Raw genomic sequence first — 19649 nt, 5'->3', positions numbered from 1 at the left:
AGAAATGATCAGTTAGAGGCAGGTGCGTAAACCTCCATCACTACGTTCCATTTAAACGTTGGCGTGATCTCCCATAGCCTCACATACGTATAGGTGCTTACCTTGCCTTTAGATACTATGGTCATGCTCCCATACGTATAAGCCAGCTCGCCGCTGAGCGCGCGATCGCCGCCAGCATATTCCGATTGTACCTTTACCTGTTTCTTCTCCCAGAAAGCGTTTACCTGCGTTCTGCCGCTGATGGGCTGCTCGCCCGGGAACAGTAAACGGGTGTTTTCTGCCAGGAACTCCTTGCGGGCGGCGGCATTATCGGCTTTAAGGACGGTAGCGTATAGCTGGTCGCTGCTTTGCACGATGTCGGCACGCTGCTGCAGTCTCGCCTTGCCTTGCTGGTGAATAAAACGTTGTTCGTCGGGATTCAGGAACACCAGTTTTCGTTCGGCTACCGGCCTGGGATGCGGGGCGCCAATGTCAAGCGCCAGTTTCCAGGGGCCGTTTTTTCGTTTTTTCCATACGGAGAAATAGTCGCCGTAAGAGATCACGGAGCTTGTGTCGCTCTTTTTAAACGTGTAGGGCCCGGTAGTAAAACCCCAGTCGCCGCTGCGGGCGACGCGCGCATATACAGGTTCCCAGGCAAGCTGTGCCCCGTTTTCGGGCTGGTCTTTAAAAAACTCGGCTGCCTTTAGGGGGCCGGGCCGGAAAACAAGCGTATTTTCGTCGGATACTGCCAGGAAAGCTTTTGCTATTCCTTTTTCCCTGGTGATGGCGGCGAAATAATTCTCTGCGGATACCAGTTTCCCTACCAAATCGGTATTTGTTTGTGCGCGAAGGGAAGAGGAGCCGATCACCAGAAGAAAAAACAGACCGGTTGAGCGATTTAATTGCATAGATCAGTTAAAAGGTTTAATTTACCTATAGTCAAGATAATCGGCAAATCTAATGAAAACAGCGATTTTTCTCCTTTGTTTATTTAGCCCTGTCGTGTTTGCGAAGGCACAAACAACAATTTTTGTAGAAAATACGAACTTCTCCAAGCCGGCATATATCATTAATTATGAAGTAGAGGAAGGGTCTCCTTACCTGTACGACTGGGCGGAAGGGGAGGCGGTGCTTTCGGACGGTAAAAAGTACAAGGACCTGGAGCTTAAATATGACCAGGTCGCTGATAAGGTGATGTTCCGGTACGATAGGGGCGACGCAATGAACTTTGAGTTGGCTATCAGGGAGTTTAGCATCTTCTACGTGGATAAGAGACTGGCCTGCACCTCGCGTTTTATGAGCGGCTTTGCGCCCGTGGACGGCGCAACCGGGCAATCTTTTTACGAAGTGATGTCGGCAGGCAAGGAGATGTTGTTAAAACGCACCGTAAAAACGGTGATCTCGAGTAAGGAATATGGCTCATCCACTACCACTAAAAAGATCTTTACGAATGTGGCTTATTACATCGGGTCCCCGGGTACCGGTATTGCCCCTGTGAAGCTTAAGCGTGATAAAAGATCGATCATGGAGCTATTCCCCAAAAAAGCTGCGGAACTGGAGACATTCATGAAGTCGAACCATACGGATCTAAAAAAAGACCAGGATCTGCGCGACCTGATCGCATTCGCTACGGCGTCCTGAAACCTATTTGCTCCAGGTAGTGCCTTCTTTACCGTCTTTTAACTGGATCCCGATTTTACTCAGCGCATTGCGGATCTTGTCAGAGGTGGCATAATCCTTATTGTTTTTCGCGTCGAGACGCAACGAGATAATGAAGTCCATGAGTTGGCCCAGGTCATCGGTCTGGCATGTTTCTTCTTTCAGCCCGAGCACATCGAGAATAAAATTGCTCATCAGCTCTTTGAGCGACGAGAGGTTCTTCTCGTCGATCGCGCCTTTTCCATCGTATACGGTATTGATGATGCGTGCCGCTTCAAACAGTTCGGCAATGAGGATCGGGCTGTTAAAGTCATCGCTCATTGCTGTGTAACAGCGTGCGCGAAGGTCTTCGATGTCAAAGTCGGAGGTATTCGAAGTCTTTAGTTTCCCCAGCAGGTCATAGGCGTTCATGAGGCGCTTAAAGCCTTTCTCAGAAGCGTCGAGGGCTTCGTTCGAAAAGTCGAGCGTACTGCGGTAATGTGCCTGCAGCATAAAGAAACGGACGGTCATGGGCGAATAGCCGCGCTTAAGAAGGGGATGATCGCCTGTGAAAAGTTCCTGCGGTAAAAAGCCGTTACCGGCCGATTTGGACATGCGGGTGCCGTTGACGGTAAGCATATTGGTATGCAGCCAATATTTAGCGGGTTGAGTGTGGTTGCAGGCCTGCGACTGTGCGATCTCGTTGGTGTGATGCGTAGCCGCCAGGTCCATTCCACCTCCGTGGATGTCGAACTGGTCGCCCAGGTATTTACTGCTCATGGCCGAGCATTCGATATGCCAGCCCGGGAACCCGACTCCCCACGGCGATGGCCAGCGCATAATATGTTCAGGCTTGGCTTTTATCCATAGCGCAAAATCCAGGCGGCCGCGTTTTTCATCTTGTCCGCCAAGATCGCGCGTGCCGGCCAGCAGGTCATCCATCTGCCTGTTGGTGAGGATAGTATAGTTATATTGCCTGCTATATTTTTCAACATCGAAATAAACGGATCCGTTCACTTCGTATGCATATCCCTTACCGATGATTTCGCGGACCATCTCTATCTGCTCAGAGATATGACCGGTGGCAGTAGGCTCGATGCTCGGCGGTAACGCGTTGAACATCCGCATGATGTCATGAAACCCAATAGTATATCGCTGTACGATTTCCATTGGCTCCAGCTGCTCGATTCTCGCTTTCTTTGAAAATTTATCATCGCCCTCATCGCGGTCGCCTTCCAGGTGACCTGCATCGGTAATGTTGCGTACGTACCTTACTTTATAGCCAAGGTGCAGCAGGTACCGGTTGATCAGGTCGAACGATACAAACGTGCGGCAGTTCCCCAAATGTACGTCACCGTAAACGGTCGGTCCGCAAACATACATTCCCACGAACGGTGCATTGATGGGCTCGAAGGCCTCTTTTTGCCGGGAAATGGTGTTATACAGTACAAGTTGGGTATTCGGATTCATGTGGGCGAAGTTAAGGAACTTGGAATGAACAATAAATATGCCGCCCGTTATTTCTTATCAGGCGAACCGGTAGCGGGGGGAGCGAGGTAAAGATCGCTTCGCACCGCGTAATGATCGGATAGTTTTTTCCTGGGGATGTTGTACGTCTTCACGGTAAAGGCGTTCGAGGCCAGGATATAATCGATCTGGAAGTTGGGGAAATCGCCGTTATAGGTAATGCCGAGGCCGCTTCCTTTTTCGCGGAAAGCGTTCTTAACATCCTTTTCCATGAGGTGTAAGGTGTAAGATACCGGGGTGTCGTTAAAATCGCCCATCACCATAAAAGGAGTTTTACAGGCGAGGGTATGGGTCTTTAGCAACTTTGCCTGTTCGCCGCGTTTAATAAAGGCGCGTTTGAGGCGGCTGAGGATGCGCCTGAAGGATTTTACATCATCAGATTTATTCGCGCCGATCACATCTTTCATGTATTTGTAGTCTTCGGGCTGGAAGCCGATGGACTGGAAGTGCACGTTATAAACCCTGATCACCCGGTTATTGAACCAGATATCGGCAAAGATCGCTTCGTTCCCGCGGCTGGTATTGGGAAACAGGAGACTGCCGGCGTTCAAGATGGGGAACCTGGAAAAGATAGCGAGGCCCTGCGATTCGAAGTCGTTGCCACTGTTAGGCACATAGTAAACGTGTTCGGTGCCGGTGATCCTTTTCAGGAGCCTGATGTTGTCCATCGGCCCTTTTGCGCGGGTGATGAACTCCTGGAAGCAAATGATATCGGGTTGCTCGATGCGGGTGAGCTCGAACATCTGGTCGCGGATCGGGGAAGAATTTTCCTGCTCGTAAAAGGTACGCAGGAGGTGCACGTTGTAGGTCATTACGCGCAGCAGATCGGGCGACGATTTGGCCGACCCGTCTTCATCGCCCGTGCGGAAACCAAATGTGCCGGCCAGCGAGCGGTAGCCGATAAGGATGCAGGCCAGTGATACCAGTGCCAGCCTGGCTCTTCCAAACATCCAGTATACCATAAAAAACAGGTTAACGGGCAGCAGGATCGGGTAGGCAAGCCCTAAAAACGCAATTGGCCAGAATGTTTGCGGATCGGTAAGGGGGGCGAGATAACTCAATAACAACAACATGGCCACGATACAATTGGCAAAAAACATCAACCTGGCAAAAAAGCCCGGACGTGATTTACCTTTCTTTTGTTTCATTGCTTTTGCTGAGGTTTGACAGTTGTTCCTTTTCCTGTTTACTGAGGCTTTCGATGCCGGAACGACTGATCTTATCCAGGATCCGGTCGATGACTTCCTGGTCAGGAATGGTAGCTCCGCCGGGATTTCCCCGGCTTACTACTTTAAGCTTACGCTGTTTCTGGAACAGGCGGCTCCAATCGTTTCCGCTCTGCAGCTGCCTGATATAAATAAATCCCAGCAGGGCGCCGCCGATATGTGCGAAGCTTCCGCCGGGGTTTTTTACGATCCCGAGCACATCCATAGCTACAAAGATCAGCGCCAGGTATTTTAACCGGAGCTCGAGTACGCCAAAAAGCATAATGCCGTATTCAGGTAACAAGACGGCGGCAGCCAGCACGATGGCCGTTACCGAGCCCGATGCGCCCAGCAGGATGCTCGATCCCTTCATTTCCCGGAAAGCGGGAAAAAGGTTGAATGCCAGCAGGAACAGGATCCCGCCCGCAAGGCCACCGGCAATATAAATGAAGGTGATCTGCTTCTTGTTGAGGAAGTCTTCCAGGATGCTGCCGATCCAGAACAGCCAGATCATGTTAAAAAAGATGTGCCAGAAGTCGGCATGGGTGAACATGTAAGTAAAAGGCGTCCAGAACTTAAAGGCCAGGGCCGGCAGGTCCGAGGGCATGGAAAGGTTGATCTCCAGCCAGTCGTTAAATACGCTGGTTTTATTAAACAGGAACCCTACCACGTTAATGACCAGGAACACCGCCACATTTACCGCGATAAAGAGGTTGATCCTGCTGCCTTTAAACAGGTCGAATTTTGATGGATTTTGATAGGGCCTTCTCATAAATAACCTCCCGGTTGACGGATTCCCCAGGCTTTCAGCAATAAGTACCCGAATAACGCGCCACCCAGGTGCGCGAAATGTGCCACGGAATCGCCTGGTATTTTGTGAACACCAAAAAATAATTCAACAACGATGTATAACGGTATAATCACCTTTGCCTTGACCGGTACGGGAATGAACATCATCGATATTTCCATTTCGGGGAATAACATGCCAAAAGCAAGCAGCAGGCCGAAAATAGCCCCCGAAGCGCCCACCATAGGCGCGGCGTATAAATCGAAGAGCTGTTGCTGCTGTGCGCCGTCGAGCCCTGGAATGGCGATGGTGCCGCTGTGGTCGGAGTTTACGACCACCCCTGGGTTAATAAAGCTCCCGGTGATAGCATGAACCTCGAAGGCTACTACCGTCATATGCAGCAATGCCGCCCCGATGCCGGTGATCAGGTAGAAATTTAAAAATCTTTTGGAGCCCATTACCTGTTCCAGGATAATACCGAACGAGAAAAGACCAAGCATGTTAAACAAGATATGCTGGAACCCGCCGTGCATGAACATATAGGTGACCAGCTGCCATACTTTAAACATATTGGAGTCGAAGTAAGAAATACCCAGGTAATAGGTAACCGGGAAGTTGCTGAACAGGTACGTGGCAATGAAAAAGATGATATTAATGATCAGCAGGTTTTTAACGACCGGCGTAATGTTGGCAAAAGGCGATGGCCTGTAACTACTCATACGTATTTTCTTTAGCTTTTGCGTTTCGGCGTTTTGCCTCCCGGCCCAACAGACTACCTGTCGAATTTCTGCAGGATCTCTGCAAGCGTAAAAGTAAGGATAATTGGTTTTCCCTGTAGGGAAGCATCCGGCATTTTACAGGCAAATAATTCATCGATCAGTAAATTCATTTCTTCCTGCGACAAGGGAGTTCCTGCTTTCAGTGCTGCGTTTCGCGCCAGCGTGCGCGCAAGATTATCGCGCCTGTTAAACTTCAGCAAAGCGTGATTGTTTTTAAAACCTTCAATCAGCTGCTCGAGCATTTCCGCTTCGTTGATGTTGGTCGTCAGCTCTGCGGGCACGCCTTCCACTACGAGGGTGTTGCGGCCAAATTCACGTATGCGGAAACCCAGCGCCTCGATGTCGGGAAGCAGCTCTTTGGCAAGCCCGAAATCGGAAGGGCTGAAGCTCACCGTTTGCGGGAAGAGGCTTTGCTGGCTTGCTCCCTGCCGGTTTTCCAGCTGCTGTTCGAAACGTTCGTACAGGATCCGCTCATGCGCTGCCTGCTGGTCGATGAGCATAAAACCCGACTTGATCTGCGAGATCAGGTAACGGTTATGGAGCTGGAAGATGTGTTTATCGGAAGAGGGCAGGATGCGCTGTTCCTCGTCGGTATCGTCCAGGTCCATCCGCGACTGCGCCTGCGGAGACGTCAACACGATATCGTACAACGAACCCCAGTTCCTGGAAATGGCGGCGCTCTGCCCGCCCTGGTGATAGGAGGGCGCTGCTGTGGTCTTCCTTTCAGGATCTTCCTGGTGGAACGGGTTAAAGTCGGGATTGAAGCTGATCGACGGGGTAACGATATCTCCCGGGTCCATCGGCGTGATCATGTTGCTGAAACCGGTTTCCTGGTTAAAATCGAGGGAGGGAGTGATGTTGTATCGCCCGAGCGCCCGTTTAACCGCCGAACGTACAATGGCATACACGGATTTTTCGTCCTGGTATTTTACTTCGGTTTTGGTGGGATGCACGTTAATGTCGATCCTGGCAGGGTCGATATCAAGATATAAAACGTACAGCGGGTAACTGTCTTCGGGCAGAATATCCTTGTAGGCGGTAAGCACCGCATGGTTGAGGTATGGGTCTTTAATAAACCGTTTGTTAATAAAAAAGAATTGTTCGCCGCGCGTCTTTTTCGCGAACTCCGGCTTACCGGCGTACCCTTTAATGGTGATAATGGTTGTTTCTTCCTCTACCGGTACCAGTTTCTGGTTGTAGGCATTGCCGAAAAGGTGAATGATACGTTGTTTAAGGTTTCCCGGCGGGAGATGGAATACCTCGCTGCCGTCATGATGCAGCGTAAAGAAGATACCGGGATGGGCGAGGGCGAGGCGCTGGAACTCGTCGATCACGTGCCGCATTTCTACGGCGTTCCCTTTCAGGAAATTCCGCCGTGCGGGGATATTGAAGAACAGGTTTTTTACACTGATACTAGTCCCGGTAGGACATGAAACCGGCTCCTGCGAGACCACTTCCGACCCTTCGATAGTGATGCAGGTCCCCAGCTCGTCGTCGTAGCGGCGCGTGCGCAGCTCCACATGCGCGATGGCGGCGATCGATGCCATGGCCTCGCCCCGAAACCCCATGGTGCGGATGGCGAAAAGATCTTCGGCCTTTTTTATCTTGGAGGTGGCGTGCCGTTCGAAACACATGCGTGCATCGGTAACGCTCATTCCACAGCCGTTGTCGATCACCCGGATCAGCGATTTGCCCGCATCGGTTACCAGCAACTGGATCTTATCGGCGCCCGCATCTATCGAGTTTTCAATAAGTTCCTTTACCGCCGATGCCGGACGCTGTACTACTTCACCGGCGGCTATCTGGTTTGCAACGGAATCAGGTAAAAGGCGGATGATATCAGACATATTCAGGCAAAATTAGCTAATTTTTGACCTTAAACCCGTTTTTTTACGTTTGCTAAATTTTTGTAAATTTTTTAAAGATTGGTTGCAATTTTTAAAAAGTATAATCGTTGCCGGCATTTTTTGTTGAAAAAATTCAATGAGCGGTTTGTTTTGTTAAATTCAAAGAAATCAAGGCTTAATATATTTCGTTATACCGATTTGGAGATAATGATTAAGGCTTATATCTTCATAAAACTTTTACACTAACTAATTAAAAGATCACACCATGAAGCCTTCTTTTGGTGTGAGCACAAAAAGCCGAAGACCGTGTTTCACGGGGCAAAGTAGTGCAGGGTACATACGGGGATAACCTCTTTTCGCCCCGAAAAAAAATGAAGATTGCAGTTGCTGCTAGATGGGATTAATCAAACTAACCAAAAAAGACCCGGGACGCCATCCCGGGTTTTTTTATGCCTTGGCAACAATATCGCCCGTTTTCGCTTATATCATTAAAAGCTTTTTATCTTTATCAGCCATAGCCTCCCTTTGAAATGAAGAAATTGTTCCCGGTTTTACTCGCTGCCATCCTGTTCTGCTCCTGCAGAAAAAAAAGTGATGCGGACCTCATCGTTTTTAATGCACACATTTATACGGCCGACAGTCTTTTTTCTACTGCTGAAGCGATGGCGATACACGAAGGTAAGATCGTGATGACCGGTACCGATGACGAAGTGCTCAGCGCCTTCGAGACCAAACAGCAAATGGACGCCGCCGGGAAATTTATCTACCCGGGGTTTATCGACGGTCATTCGCACTTTTTCCGATATGGCGAAGGGCTCCAGACGGTAGACCTGGTGGGTACCAAAAGCTGGCAGGAGATCGTGGACCGTGTAAAGGCGTTCGCAGCTATCAATAATGAAGGCTGGATCCTGGGTCGCGGGTGGGACCAGAACGACTGGACCAATAAGGAATTTCCCGATAATACGGAACTGAATAAACTCTTTCCAGGCAGGCCCGTACTGCTTTCCCGGATCGACGGGCACGCCGCTATCGTAAACCAGCTCGCATTAGATAGCGCGAAGGTGACCGTCGCCACAAAAGTAAGCGGTGGCGAGATCGCTGTAAAAGGCACAAAACTAACCGGGTTGCTGGTAGATAACGCGGTAGACCTGGTGAGCCATAAGATCCCTGCGGCTTCTATCGGCCAGATGAACGAATCGCTGCTTGACGCCCAGCGCAATTGTTTCGCCGTGGGATTGACCAGCGTGGTGGATTGCGGTCTTGATTATCCCATGATCAGCGTGATCGATGCACTGCAGCAAAGCAATAAGCTTAAAATGAGGATGTACGTGATGCTTTCCGACGATCAGAAGAACTTCGACTACTTGTTTAAGAACGGGGCCTTTAAAAGCGACCGGTTGAATGTACGTTCCTTTAAGGTATACGCCGATGGTGCACTTGGCTCACGTGGCGCGTGCTTGCTGGAGCCTTATGCCGACCGGCCCGGTAAATATGGCTTCCTGCTCAATACCAAAGAACATTTTGCCGACGTGGCGCAGAAGATAGCCGACAAAGGCTTCCAGATGTGTACCCATGCCATCGGCGACTCCGCCAACCGCGAAGTCCTGAACATTTACGCAAAAGTATTGAAGGGTAAAAACGATCGCCGCTGGCGGATAGAGCACGCACAGGTGCTGAACCCGGCCGATTTAAGGCTTTTTGGCGAAAACTCGGTGGTCCCATCGGTGCAGCCCACACATGCCACCTCTGATATGTACTGGGCCGGCGACCGCCTGGGCAACGCCCGGCTGAAAGGTGCTTACGCCTATAAGCAATTGCTGAAGGAAAACGGCTGGCTGGTGCTGGGCACAGACTTCCCGGTGGAAAATATCGACCCGCTATTAACGTTCTATGCTGCAGTGGTACGTAAGGACGCCAAAGGCTATCCCGCCGGGGGCTTCCAGCCCGAAAACGCGCTGACCCGCAAAGAAGCGCTCCTGGGCATGACGATCTGGGCCGCTAAAGGGAGCTTCGAGGAGAAGGAGAAAGGAAGCCTGGAAGCAGGTAAGTTTGCCGATTTCGTGGTGCTGGACCAGGACCTTATGAAAGTTCCGTCATCTAAATTATTGAATACTAAAGTATTAAAAACGTACATTAATGGTGAAAAAGTCTACGGGAAATAATGCCGGCAAGTTCCTCCTGGTAATAATAGGTATCTTTTCTCTCACCTCCTGCGCCAACGGCCAGGATCATAAAGCCAACCAGAAGTGGCTGGAGAACGTAAAACAGGCCGAACAGGATGCCGTTGTTTTAAATAACGAAAGCCGGTTCCTGCCGCTTACCGCGATCGAAGATCTCAAAATTGCATCTCTCGACCTGGGGTTTGCTTACCATGCGGTTTTCGACAGCCTGTTGAATAAATATGCCCGGGTTGACGGTTTTTCCGCAAGTTCCTACCTTGCCGCGGGTTCATTAGATCCGCTGGTCGACGATACCAAATACTACAATACGCTGGTGATCCAGGTTCCTGATGCAGCACTTACCGACCAGCGCGTAGTGAACTTTATCCGCGAGACGGAGAAGAAAAAGAAGCTGTTGATCGTGTTGTTCGGTAATGGTAAAGGGCTCACCGCGTTGGAAACCCTGAGCTCGCCGGTGATCTGGTCGCCGCAATTTACCCCGGAAGCGGCTTCTTGTACCGCCCAGGCCGTTTTCGGCGGCGTAGCGGTAACCAACGTGCTTAAGCAGGCGTTCGGTCAGAAATTCCGCGAGGGAGCGGGCTTCAGTACCGCTAAAATCCGCCTTAAATATACCGTGCCGGAAGAAGTGGGGATCAATGCCGCCAACCTCGGCAAGATCGACCAGGTAGCCGCAGAAGCCATTCGCGAGCATGCCGCGCCGGGCGCCGTGGTAATGGTGGTAAAGGATGGAAAAGTGATCCTGAACAAGGCCTATGGCAGCCACCAGTATGATAAGGCGCGCGCAGAAAAGATCACCGATATTTTTGACCTGGCGTCCGTTACCAAGATCTCTGCCACAACCATGGAAGTGATGCACCTGGTAGAAACGGGTCAGCTGAGTCTCGACAGCACGCTCAGCAAGTACATCGCCCGCACCCGCGGTACAAACAGGCAGGACATTCAAGTGAAGGAAGTGATGCTTCACCAGGCGGGTTTCGTTTCGTTCATTCCGTTTTACCAGAATTTGAAGCCAGGTGATTTTAGCCGCGATTCTTCCGCTGAGTTTCCTACCAAGGCCGCCGATAATTACTTCATGCGCAAAAACTATTACAAAGAAGTAATGTGGCCCCAAATGCTGAATTCGAGGCTCGAGACCCGCGGAAAATATGTTTACAGCGACCTGAGCATGTATTATATGAAAGAGATCGTAGAGGGCATTACCAACGAGCCGCTCGATCAATACGTGCTGAAGAACTTCTACACGCCGCTTGGCATGCAAACGGCAGGTTTTAACCCGCGTAACCGTTTCGACCGCGACCGCATCGTGCCAACGGAAGATGATACCTATTTCCGCAAAACGCTGCTCGTGGGGTATGTACATGACCAAGGTGCGGCCATGGTAGGCGGAGTTTCCGGTCATGCCGGTCTTTTTGCCAGTGCAAACGACCTGGCTATTTTGTACCAGATGGTACTCAATAAAGGAACCTATGGCGGTCGCCAATATTTTAAACCCGAAACAGTAGACCTTTTCACCGCGAAACAATCCGGGGTGAGCCGCCGCGGCTATGGTTTCGATCGCTGGGACCCGGAGGTTTCCAAGCATTATCCTTCAGAATTTGCTTCTCCCCAAACCTTTGGGCACACCGGTTACACCGGGACCTGTGTTTGGATAGACCCGCAGTATAACCTCGTTTATATTTTCCTCTCGAACCGGGTGAACCCGCAGGTTACCGACAAGCTGCTGAACCTGAGCATACGGCCGAGGATCCAGGATGTGGTGTATGAGGCGATAAAGAAGGGGTTATAGGAGGACCGTGTTTCCCATTCCCCGGTCTCAAATATTACCTCCCGAAAACAATTCATTCATGCAATTGCTTTTACTTTGCAGCAATGAAAATCGGAATTGTATGTTATCCTACCTTCGGGGGGAGCGGAGTGGTAGCCACTGAGCTGGGTAAAGCATTGGCTGATAAAGGCCACCAGGTACACTTTATTACGTACAGCCAGCCTGCAAGGCTCGATTTCTTTTCCGAAAACCTGTATTATCACGAGGTTTCGGTCTCCAAGTATCCATTATTTGATTTTCCGCCTTACGAGCTGGCGCTGGCCAGTAAGCTGGTAGATGTGGTACGTTTCGAGAAACTGGATATCTTACACGTACATTACGCCATTCCGCACGCTTCTGCCGCTTTTATGGCCAAGCAGATCCTGGCCACGTATGGCATCCAGATCCCTTTTATCACCACGCTGCATGGTACAGACATCACCCTGGTGGGAAAAGACATGACCTATAAGCCGGTAGTTACCTTTTCCATTAACCAGTCTGACGGGGTGACGGCTGTTTCGGAGGACCTGAAGCGGGCTACTTTCGAGCATTTCGATATCGAGAACGAGATCCGGGTGATCCCTAATTTTATCGATCTTTCCAGGTTTAGCCTGAAGTCAAAAGATCATTTTAAAAAGGCCATCGCGCCTAATAATGAGCGCATCGTGGTGCACACCTCCAACTTCCGCAAGGTGAAACGCGCTTCGGACGTGATCCGGATCTTTAAAAAGATCTCGGAAGAAGTTCCTTCCAAGCTGCTGATGGTAGGCGACGGGCAGGACCGTGTAAATTGCGAACAGCTGAGCCGTGAGCTGGGGATCAGCGATTACGTCCGCTTCCTTGGAAAACAAGACGCCGTAGAAGAGATCCTATCCATTGCAGACCTGTTCCTGATGCCTTCGGAATCGGAGAGTTTCGGTCTTGCCGCACTCGAAGCCATGGCCTGCCAGGTGCCGGTGATCTCCACTGATGCCGGCGGCCTGCCGGAATTGAACGTAAACGGCGTAACCGGGTTTATGAGCGGTATCGGCGATGTCGGCGACATGGCGAAAAACGCCATATTCATCCTTGAAGACGATGCCCGTTTAGCAGGCTTTAAAGAGAACGCCCTCGCCCGTGCCAGGGAGTTTGAACTCAGCACGATTCTTCCCAAATACGAGGAATATTACCAGGAAGTGGTTCAGCGTTCGCAGGCGCTGATCTAGCAGCCTGCTAAGAGCCGGTTAAGCGTACCCTGTTGATCACGTTTTCCAGTTCATCGATGTCGAACGGCTTGGAAAGGAAAGTGTCTGCTCCTGCCTGCGTAGCCAGCGTTTGTATGTCGTTATTGGCTGAGAAATAGATCACCGGGATATTTTTCAGGTCCGGCTGCTTTTTAATGGTTTGGGTTGCCACAATGCCGCCGGAATCGGGAATCCAGTTATCCATCAGGATCACATCCGGACCTACGCCGCTCACTTTGTCTACGATGTTATTGCAGTTAGTGGAAGTATGCACTTCCCATCCCTGTTCTTCTAAAATGTAACTGCATATTGAAAGAATGTCAATGTCGTCATCAAAAATGAGTATGCGTTTTCCCATGTGGTTAACTGGATGGTCAATCCTTAAAGCGTACAAGATCGTGTTAATTTAAATGCGAGTGCTAGCTGATAGCTCAGTGCTGAAGGCTATTGGCTTCCGGGTAAGGCCCCTGGCTATCAGCTTCGGCTTTGTACGGAATAGTGAACCAAAATGTTGTGCCTTTTCCTTCCTGGCTATCAACCCCTATTTCCCCCTCATGCCTGGCAATAATTCCTGACGAGATATATAACCCCAGCCCGAGACCCGAAAATTTCTGAGACGATTCCTGTACTCTGAAAAATCTGTCGAAAACGTAGGCCATTTTATCCCCAGGGATGCCAATGCCAAAATCCGTAACAGCCAGTTTGAGCGAATTGTTTTGATAGCCAACAGATAATTTTACTTTTTCTGCTCCCGGTGAGTATTTGATGGCATTTGAGAGGAAATTAATGATCACTTGTTCCAGCCGGTGTTTATCGGCATACACTTCCAGGTCGGTATCGCCCTCAACCTCCACTTTGTGCGCCGCCGATTCATACTGTACCTGGTCGATGCTGTCGCGAATGGCTTCACCGATCCTGAACAGTGATTTGTCGAGTTTCATCTTTCCTGCCTGGATCTTGGTGACATCCAGCAGATCTTCCACCAGCCCGGTGAGTTTGCTTACCTGTATATTGGCTTTGTCTATAAAAGGCTGGATCTTCTCGTTGCCCTGCCCGTTTTTAGCCAGGCGCTGCACGATCTGGAGGGAGGCCTTCATACTGGTGATCGGCGTTTTTAACTCATGACTGGCAATGCTCATAAACTCGTCCTTTTTCTCCAGCAGCAGCCTGGTCGCTTGCAGTTCGCTTTCGCGGAGCTTTTGCTCCGCCTCGTTGAGGCGCGTTACGTCGAACATAGAACCGAGCATGCGGTATGGCGTGTGGAACTCGTCGTGTAAAATAAATGCACGATCGAGCACGCTGGCGTATTTTCCGTCCGCTTTTAAGAAACGGTACGCAGCATGCCATTGCTTTTCGTTTTTGTTTATGGCGTCGTTCAGGCTGCCGCTTACCTTTCCGCGGTCGTCGGGATGCACTTTGCTCAGCCAGAAGCTGCGGCTGGTCTCGTTACCCGGGTAGCCAAACGCCGATTGGAAATTGTGGCTCCACCAGGTTTTGTTCATCACGATGTCCCAGTCCCAGATCGTGTCATTGGTGGCCTGCGATACGAGCCTGAACCGCTCTTCGTTCTCCGAGAGTTCGCGGGTGCGTTCTTTTACTTTGTCTTCCAGTGCCGCGTTCAGCTTTTTGAGGCTTTCGCGCGCGGTTATCAGTTCATTATAGTTCTTTTTTAACTTCTGGTCAGAGAGCTTCCTGGCGGTGATCTCGGTAAAGGTTGTCACCAGCCCCTCTTTCATTTTTACGGCCGTCACCTCGAACCATCGTTCCGTTTCTTCATATAGGACCTGAAGTTCAGTTTGCAGCGGCTTCCCGGACTCTACTACCTTCACCAGTTTTTCGAAGACCCAGGGTTTCACGAAATCGGCAGCATGCTTTTTTAGTGATTTGCCGGCCAGGTAATCATTCCCGTTGCCCAGCAGGTTTTCGGCGGCGTAATTGAGGCTCACCCAGGCGAAGTCGACGATCTTGTTTTGTTCATCGTGTACGGCGTTCAGCGCCATGATCGCGCTCAGGCTGGCATTGAATACGCCCTTTACGATGTTGTTCAGCTCATGTATTTCGGTAACGTCCACGAAAGTGATCACCGCGCCGTCGGTCTTTTTGTCCTTGCGCAGGTAGGGCATTATGCGCATGATCACGGTGTTGCCATCGGTAAGCACCAACTCTTTTTCGGCCAATTTACCGGTATCGATCACCTGGCGGGCATCATTGAACAGCGGTTCGTACTGCAGGTTATTCGAAATATGGTTAAGCGGCCGGCCGATATCGGTGTCTATCAGGTTGATAAGGCTGGCAGCGGCAGGGTTAAACTTCCTGATCCGCATGTTGGGGTCCAGGAAAACCTGCCCGATGCCCGTGCTCCTGAAGTAATTGTTCAGGTCGTCGTTCAGGTCGATCAGTTCCTTGATCTTCAGCTGGTGCTCGGTATTGAGCGTGTGCAGCTCTTCGTTCAGCGACTGCAGCTCCTCGTTAGAGCTTTGCAGCTCCTCGTTGGCCGACAGCAGTTCCTCGTTACTTGACTGCAGCTCCTCGTTCGTCGTTTCCAGGCCTTCGATGGCCAGCTGCAGGTTGCGGCGTGTTTCCGTCAGCTCCGACTCCAGCTCAAACACGTAACTGGTATGCTCCTGGTCCCGCATCGCCGGGGCCTCCGGTTCCGTTCCTCCGGCGATCAGCCCGTTTTCACCCACCACGATCAGGGTGGTTAGAATGTTGTTAAGCTGTACCTGCTTTACGATCACCTGCAGGAAAATATCCTTATTACGCTGCTTTACGCGCACATTCTTAAGCAGGATCTTTTTTCCTTCCTTCCGGGATTTGCGGATGGCGGGTGTTAAGGCAGCCGACAATTCGGGTGCAACCATCTTCAGGATGTTCAGGTTCAGCTTCTTATCGGGAAGCGAAAGAAAGCGGTTAAAATCGCCGATGGTTTCCCGGATCTCGTAGTTCTCATCAATATAAAAGCTCACGTAACCGAGGTCTTCGGTCAGCGTCTTCACAAATTCGTTTACACCGGGCTCCGTTTTAGCCGCAATGCCTTCTTTTGCAGCGGGGGGCGTTCTTTTTTCTGCGCCGGTTCTCAGGCCGTCAACGTTCCTGTATACTTCGTGGTCGTTCTTAATCGCCCCTGTTTTGCGGTAGATTTTCCATTTGGAGTCGATCTCCTCGATGCCCTGCTTAATATAGCCGGCTGTTTCGCTCGGTCCGAGGAACAGGAACCCGTGGTCTTTGAGCGCGAAGTGAAAGGTTGAAAGCACCTTATGCTGCAGGATGCTGTTCATGTAGATCAGCATGTTGCGACAGCTTACCAGGTCATTTTTTATGAAAGGCGGGTCCTTAATCACGTTATGCCTGGCGAAAACCACTTGTTTACGGATATGCGGGATCAGCGAATAGGTTTTGCCCTCTCTGATGAAATACCTGGCGAGGATCTCCGGTGGTATGTCCTTCGCAATAGCCAGGGGATAAGCGTTTTTCGAAGCATATTCGATGTTGGCGCTGTCGATGTCGGTGGCGAAGATCTTTACGTCGGCCACTGTACCGGTAAGCTCCAGGTACCGGTCGATCTGGATGGCCATCGAATACGCTTCCTCCCCCGTACTGCATGCGCAGATCCACACCTTTAACGGGTCGTGCGGTCCCTTGTGTTCCAGGATGCGGGGAAGCACTTTCTCCGACAACAGCTCAAATGCCACCCGGTCGCGGAAGAACTGTGTGACGTTGATCAGGAAGTCTTTGCTCAGCAGGCGCGCTTCCTGTGGGTTTTGCCCCAGGTACCGCACGTATCCATCCAGGTTCCCAACACCCAGCTGCGACATTCGACGCCCGATACGCCGGATGATGGTGGGTGTTTTGTAAAACTGGAAATCGAAATTACTCGAGTTATATACCAGCCTGAACACCTCTTCCAGCAGATCTTCGTCGATCTTGCCCTCATTGAGCACATGGACCGGCGTTTCCTTAATGTAGTTGTAGATCTCCTCGGGCATCATCTCCGGGGAGAGGATCAGGTCGGCATAGCCGGAAGCGATGGCGCTTTGGGGCATGCCGTCGAATTTCGCGGTAGCGGGGTCCTGCACAACGACAAGGCCTTCGCACTCTTTAATCGTCTTAATGCCGCGCGTGCCGTCAGTGCCGGTTCCCGAGAGGATGATGGCGATCGCCTTGTCCTTACGGTCTTCGGCCAGGGTGTTTAAAAACAGGTCGATGGCGGTATTGGGCGACTTACTGTCTTTCTTTTCCGAAAGCTGCAGCGACCCGTTACGTACCGTCATGGTTTTGTTGTTGGGGATCACGTAGATGCATTCTTTCTGGATCACCATTTCATTGCCGGCCTCGTACACCTTCATGTGGGTGTGTTTGGAGACCAGCTCAACCAGTAAGCTTTTATAATCAGGCGATAGGTGCTGAATAATCACGAACGAAAGGTGCTCGTTCTGCGGCATATGATCAAAGAACTCGTGGATAGCCTCCAGCCCGCCTGCGGAAGCCCCGATTGCAATGATATAGTGATCCTTTAAAGCCATTAATTCAGTTCAGCGTTCTTACGAATGCTTGATGTTGTACTCGAAAATAAAATTCCGCAAACGCTCCGCCCAGTTGATCTCCTGTTCGCTCCACGCTATCGCGGTGTCTTTCACCCGTTCTTGCCACACCTGGAAGGAGTGACGGGGGTGATAGTTGTTTTTACCCGGTTCGAAATGGATGGCTTCGTTGGGATTTCCGCCCCAGTTGATATCTTTTATCACCTCCGGCCTGAAGCCGATCACGTAGTGGCCTTCCTCCGCGTCGATGGGCACCACGATGATCCCGCTGGCGATCGCGGAATAGTCTGCTGCACCATCATATACCGCTGCGAGGTTCGCCTCCGTGTATACATGGTCGATGCCTTTGGCCTGGAGCCACAGCACCAGGTTTTCTATTTTCTCTGCATCGGGCACGTTTCCCAGCGTCCCTGTCCGGCCTCTGCCCGTTATCGCCACTCCACCTGCCCCCAAAAAGTCCATTACGTTCACGTCATCTTTCAGCAAACCGCTTACGAAGTCGTTTTCCGAATAAATGTATTCAACCAGTTTCGCGTAATTTTGTTGGAGACGGTTAGAAAAATCGTATTCTTCCTTCCGGATAATGTGGTCGATCCGGGAGGAGATCACATCAGAGAGCAGCTCGAAGATGGAGCACGATTCCTGGTCGAGGTACTTGGGTTCGCGGTGGTGGCAGGAAATGAGGCCCCAGAGCTCGCCGTTGCGGATCACGCGGGTCGACATCGAGGCGGTTACCTTCATATTACGGAGGTATTCGATGTGCACGGCGGCCACGCTGCGTAAGTTGCAATCAGAAAGGTCGAGGAACGATTGGGTAATAGGGTTTATCACCGGGTACAGCCTTACCGGGGTATATTCCCTGTCGGGGATCAGGCGGTACGGGTTTTTGAGGTACAGGGCGCGGGCTTGTTTGGGCACATCCGAAGCGGGAAAGGTGAGGCCCATATACGGTTCCATACCCTCTTCCATAATTTCGGCGATCACGGTGCCGTTCCATTCCTCGTCGAACCGGTACATCATGATCTTGTCGAATCCCGATAGCTTTTTAAGTTCGCGGACGGCAATGGCGCTGGCCTGCCCGAGCGTTTCCGCGGTATCGATGGCTGCTATGACATAGCGGATCTCGTTATACACCTCCGTAAAACCCTTTTTGTGCGCTGGAGAAACGGGTTCGAGCTCTGCCAGGATATGGTCGTCGCGCAGGTGCACCAACGCCAGGACCTCCCGTTTGGACTCACCAAAGGTGAAATTGAACGGGATCTTTTCGCGGATGCCGGAAGCGAGTTTCTCCTCCAGGTTGGCGATGTCGGCGGGAGACAGGTAATCGGAAAATGACTGGCCGACTACTTTTTCTACCGGTTGCCCGAACAGCTCTTCGCTGTTTTCGCTTAGCTGTACAATGCGGAGACCGGCCAGGTCCAATACCAGCAGGTATCCATACGATTGAACCAGGTTTGTAAGATGCAGCGGAAGGCTCCCGCAAAAGTTGGAATCATAGTTGGTTCTCGGACTCATATCGATCTACCCAGGTGTTAAATTTTGAAAATGTTTCATTGGCGGAAGCGATCACCCGGTCGGTTTCGACCGGGTTGCGGGGCAGAATGTCGAGGGCGCGTTTAAAGGCTTCCCAGTTCTTCCAGGTTTTATCGCCGTAACCTTCAAAAAATGTTAACCCCCTTTTGCCCTTCAGTCCCAATCTTTCGCCGATCATTTTAGCAATTACCCGGCCACCCAGGGTCGAGCCTTCGAGCACGTATAGTGCGCCCATGGCCTGCTGCTGGTCGAGGATCTCCGGCAGGTCGACGGTTGCCGGCACTACGTAAGGGGGAGCGGTTACGAAACATGCGATATCATCCAGGATCAGTGACGATTTCCTCCCTGCAAAGTGCGGGCTCGCCTGTTCCGCGTCCGGCATTACTGCCGCAATACGTTCTTCCAGGCCGTTATAAAAACCCCAAAACAGGCGTAGCAACTGTACATAATCACCAGGGGTGCTGGTGGCCCTGATCTTTGCGACCAGCCGTTTTTCGAGCGTTTGATGAGACTGTTTGGTGTCTTCTTTTAGTTGATCACTGAGCATTATTTATTCGTATGCAGGACGGAGTTAGGTTTCAAAGGTAAACTGCGCCTAATTTATAG

General features: G+C 51.0%; 14 protein-coding genes. 4 read left to right on the top strand and 10 right to left on the bottom strand.

Annotated features, from left to right (window positions below; genetic code table 11):
* Window positions 1–8: 8 nt before the first annotated feature.
* Complete coding sequence (locus GS398_RS16645) at window positions 9–887, bottom strand: YybH family protein (protein WP_160907949.1); 879 nt, start codon at window positions 885–887, stop codon at window positions 9–11.
* Between the two features lie 52 nt (window positions 888–939).
* Between GS398_RS16645 and GS398_RS16640 the strand changes: the two genes are divergently transcribed.
* Entirely contained in the window at window positions 940–1620 is a 681-nt protein-coding gene (locus GS398_RS16640) for a hypothetical protein (RefSeq protein WP_160907948.1), read from the top strand.
* A 3-nt stretch (window positions 1621–1623) separates the two neighbouring features.
* Here GS398_RS16640 and cysS read toward each other — a convergent pair whose 3' ends face one another.
* Genes cysS through mutL form a run of 5 tightly spaced genes read right to left on the bottom strand, consistent with a single transcriptional unit; the run spans window position 1624 to window position 7762 of the window.
* Entirely contained in the window at window positions 1624–3087 is a 1464-nt protein-coding gene (gene cysS, locus GS398_RS16635; protein ID WP_160907947.1) for a cysteine--tRNA ligase, read from the bottom strand.
* A 47-nt stretch (window positions 3088–3134) separates the two neighbouring features.
* The gene (locus tag GS398_RS16630) at window positions 3135–4292 is read right to left on the bottom strand and encodes an endonuclease/exonuclease/phosphatase family protein (protein ID WP_160907946.1); all 1158 of its coding nucleotides are present in this window, start codon (window positions 4290–4292) and stop codon (window positions 3135–3137) included.
* Entirely contained in the window at window positions 4273–5121 is an 849-nt protein-coding gene (locus GS398_RS16625; protein ID WP_160907945.1) for a rhomboid family protein, read from the bottom strand. Before GS398_RS16625 ends, GS398_RS16630 begins: the two co-directional genes overlap by 20 nt.
* Window positions 5118–5855: a rhomboid family intramembrane serine protease gene (locus tag GS398_RS16620; protein WP_160907944.1), complete on the bottom strand. Its 738-nt coding sequence runs from the start codon at window positions 5853–5855 to the stop codon at window positions 5118–5120. The genes GS398_RS16625 and GS398_RS16620 overlap by 4 nt, the downstream gene beginning before the upstream one ends.
* Before the next feature lie 53 nt (window positions 5856–5908).
* Complete coding sequence (mutL, locus tag GS398_RS16615; RefSeq protein WP_160907943.1) at window positions 5909–7762, bottom strand: DNA mismatch repair endonuclease MutL; 1854 nt, start codon at window positions 7760–7762, stop codon at window positions 5909–5911.
* A gap of 530 nt (window positions 7763–8292) precedes the next feature.
* On the opposite strand from mutL, the gene GS398_RS16610 reads away from it, so the two are divergent.
* The 3 genes from GS398_RS16610 to bshA all read left to right on the top strand — a co-directional run bounded on the left by GS398_RS16610 (window position 8293) and on the right by bshA (window position 12951).
* Window positions 8293–9924 carry an amidohydrolase gene (locus GS398_RS16610; RefSeq protein WP_160907942.1) on the top strand — a complete coding sequence of 544 codons (1632 nt, stop codon included), beginning with the start codon at window positions 8293–8295 and terminating at the stop codon, window positions 9922–9924.
* Complete coding sequence (locus GS398_RS16605; protein WP_160907941.1) at window positions 9899–11728, top strand: serine hydrolase domain-containing protein; 1830 nt, start codon at window positions 9899–9901, stop codon at window positions 11726–11728. Before GS398_RS16610 ends, GS398_RS16605 begins: the two co-directional genes overlap by 26 nt.
* A gap of 83 nt (window positions 11729–11811) precedes the next feature.
* Complete coding sequence (bshA, locus tag GS398_RS16600) at window positions 11812–12951, top strand: N-acetyl-alpha-D-glucosaminyl L-malate synthase BshA (RefSeq protein WP_160907940.1); 1140 nt, start codon at window positions 11812–11814, stop codon at window positions 12949–12951.
* 7 nt (window positions 12952–12958) lie between these two features.
* Here the strand turns inward: bshA and GS398_RS16595 are convergent, their stop codons facing one another.
* The 4 genes from GS398_RS16595 to GS398_RS16580 form a co-directional block, all read right to left on the bottom strand.
* Complete coding sequence (locus GS398_RS16595) at window positions 12959–13327, bottom strand: response regulator (RefSeq protein ID WP_160907939.1); 369 nt, start codon at window positions 13325–13327, stop codon at window positions 12959–12961.
* A gap of 73 nt (window positions 13328–13400) precedes the next feature.
* Window positions 13401–17492, bottom strand: a complete 4092-nt coding sequence (locus GS398_RS16590; RefSeq protein WP_160907938.1) for a chemotaxis protein CheB — start codon at window positions 17490–17492, stop codon at window positions 13401–13403.
* 18 nt (window positions 17493–17510) lie between these two features.
* Window positions 17511–19025, bottom strand: coding sequence for a GAF domain-containing protein (locus GS398_RS16585; RefSeq protein ID WP_160907937.1), 1515 nt, complete (start codon window positions 19023–19025; stop codon window positions 17511–17513).
* The gene (locus tag GS398_RS16580) at window positions 19003–19590 is read right to left on the bottom strand and encodes a biliverdin-producing heme oxygenase (protein WP_160907936.1); all 588 of its coding nucleotides are present in this window, start codon (window positions 19588–19590) and stop codon (window positions 19003–19005) included. Before GS398_RS16580 ends, GS398_RS16585 begins: the two co-directional genes overlap by 23 nt.
* Window positions 19591–19649 lie beyond the last annotated feature (59 nt).

The organism is Hufsiella ginkgonis, from assembly GCF_009834915.1.
Classification (GTDB): domain Bacteria; phylum Bacteroidota; class Bacteroidia; order Sphingobacteriales; family Sphingobacteriaceae; genus Hufsiella; species Hufsiella ginkgonis.
This window is presented reverse-complemented; position numbering and strand designations above follow the sequence as displayed.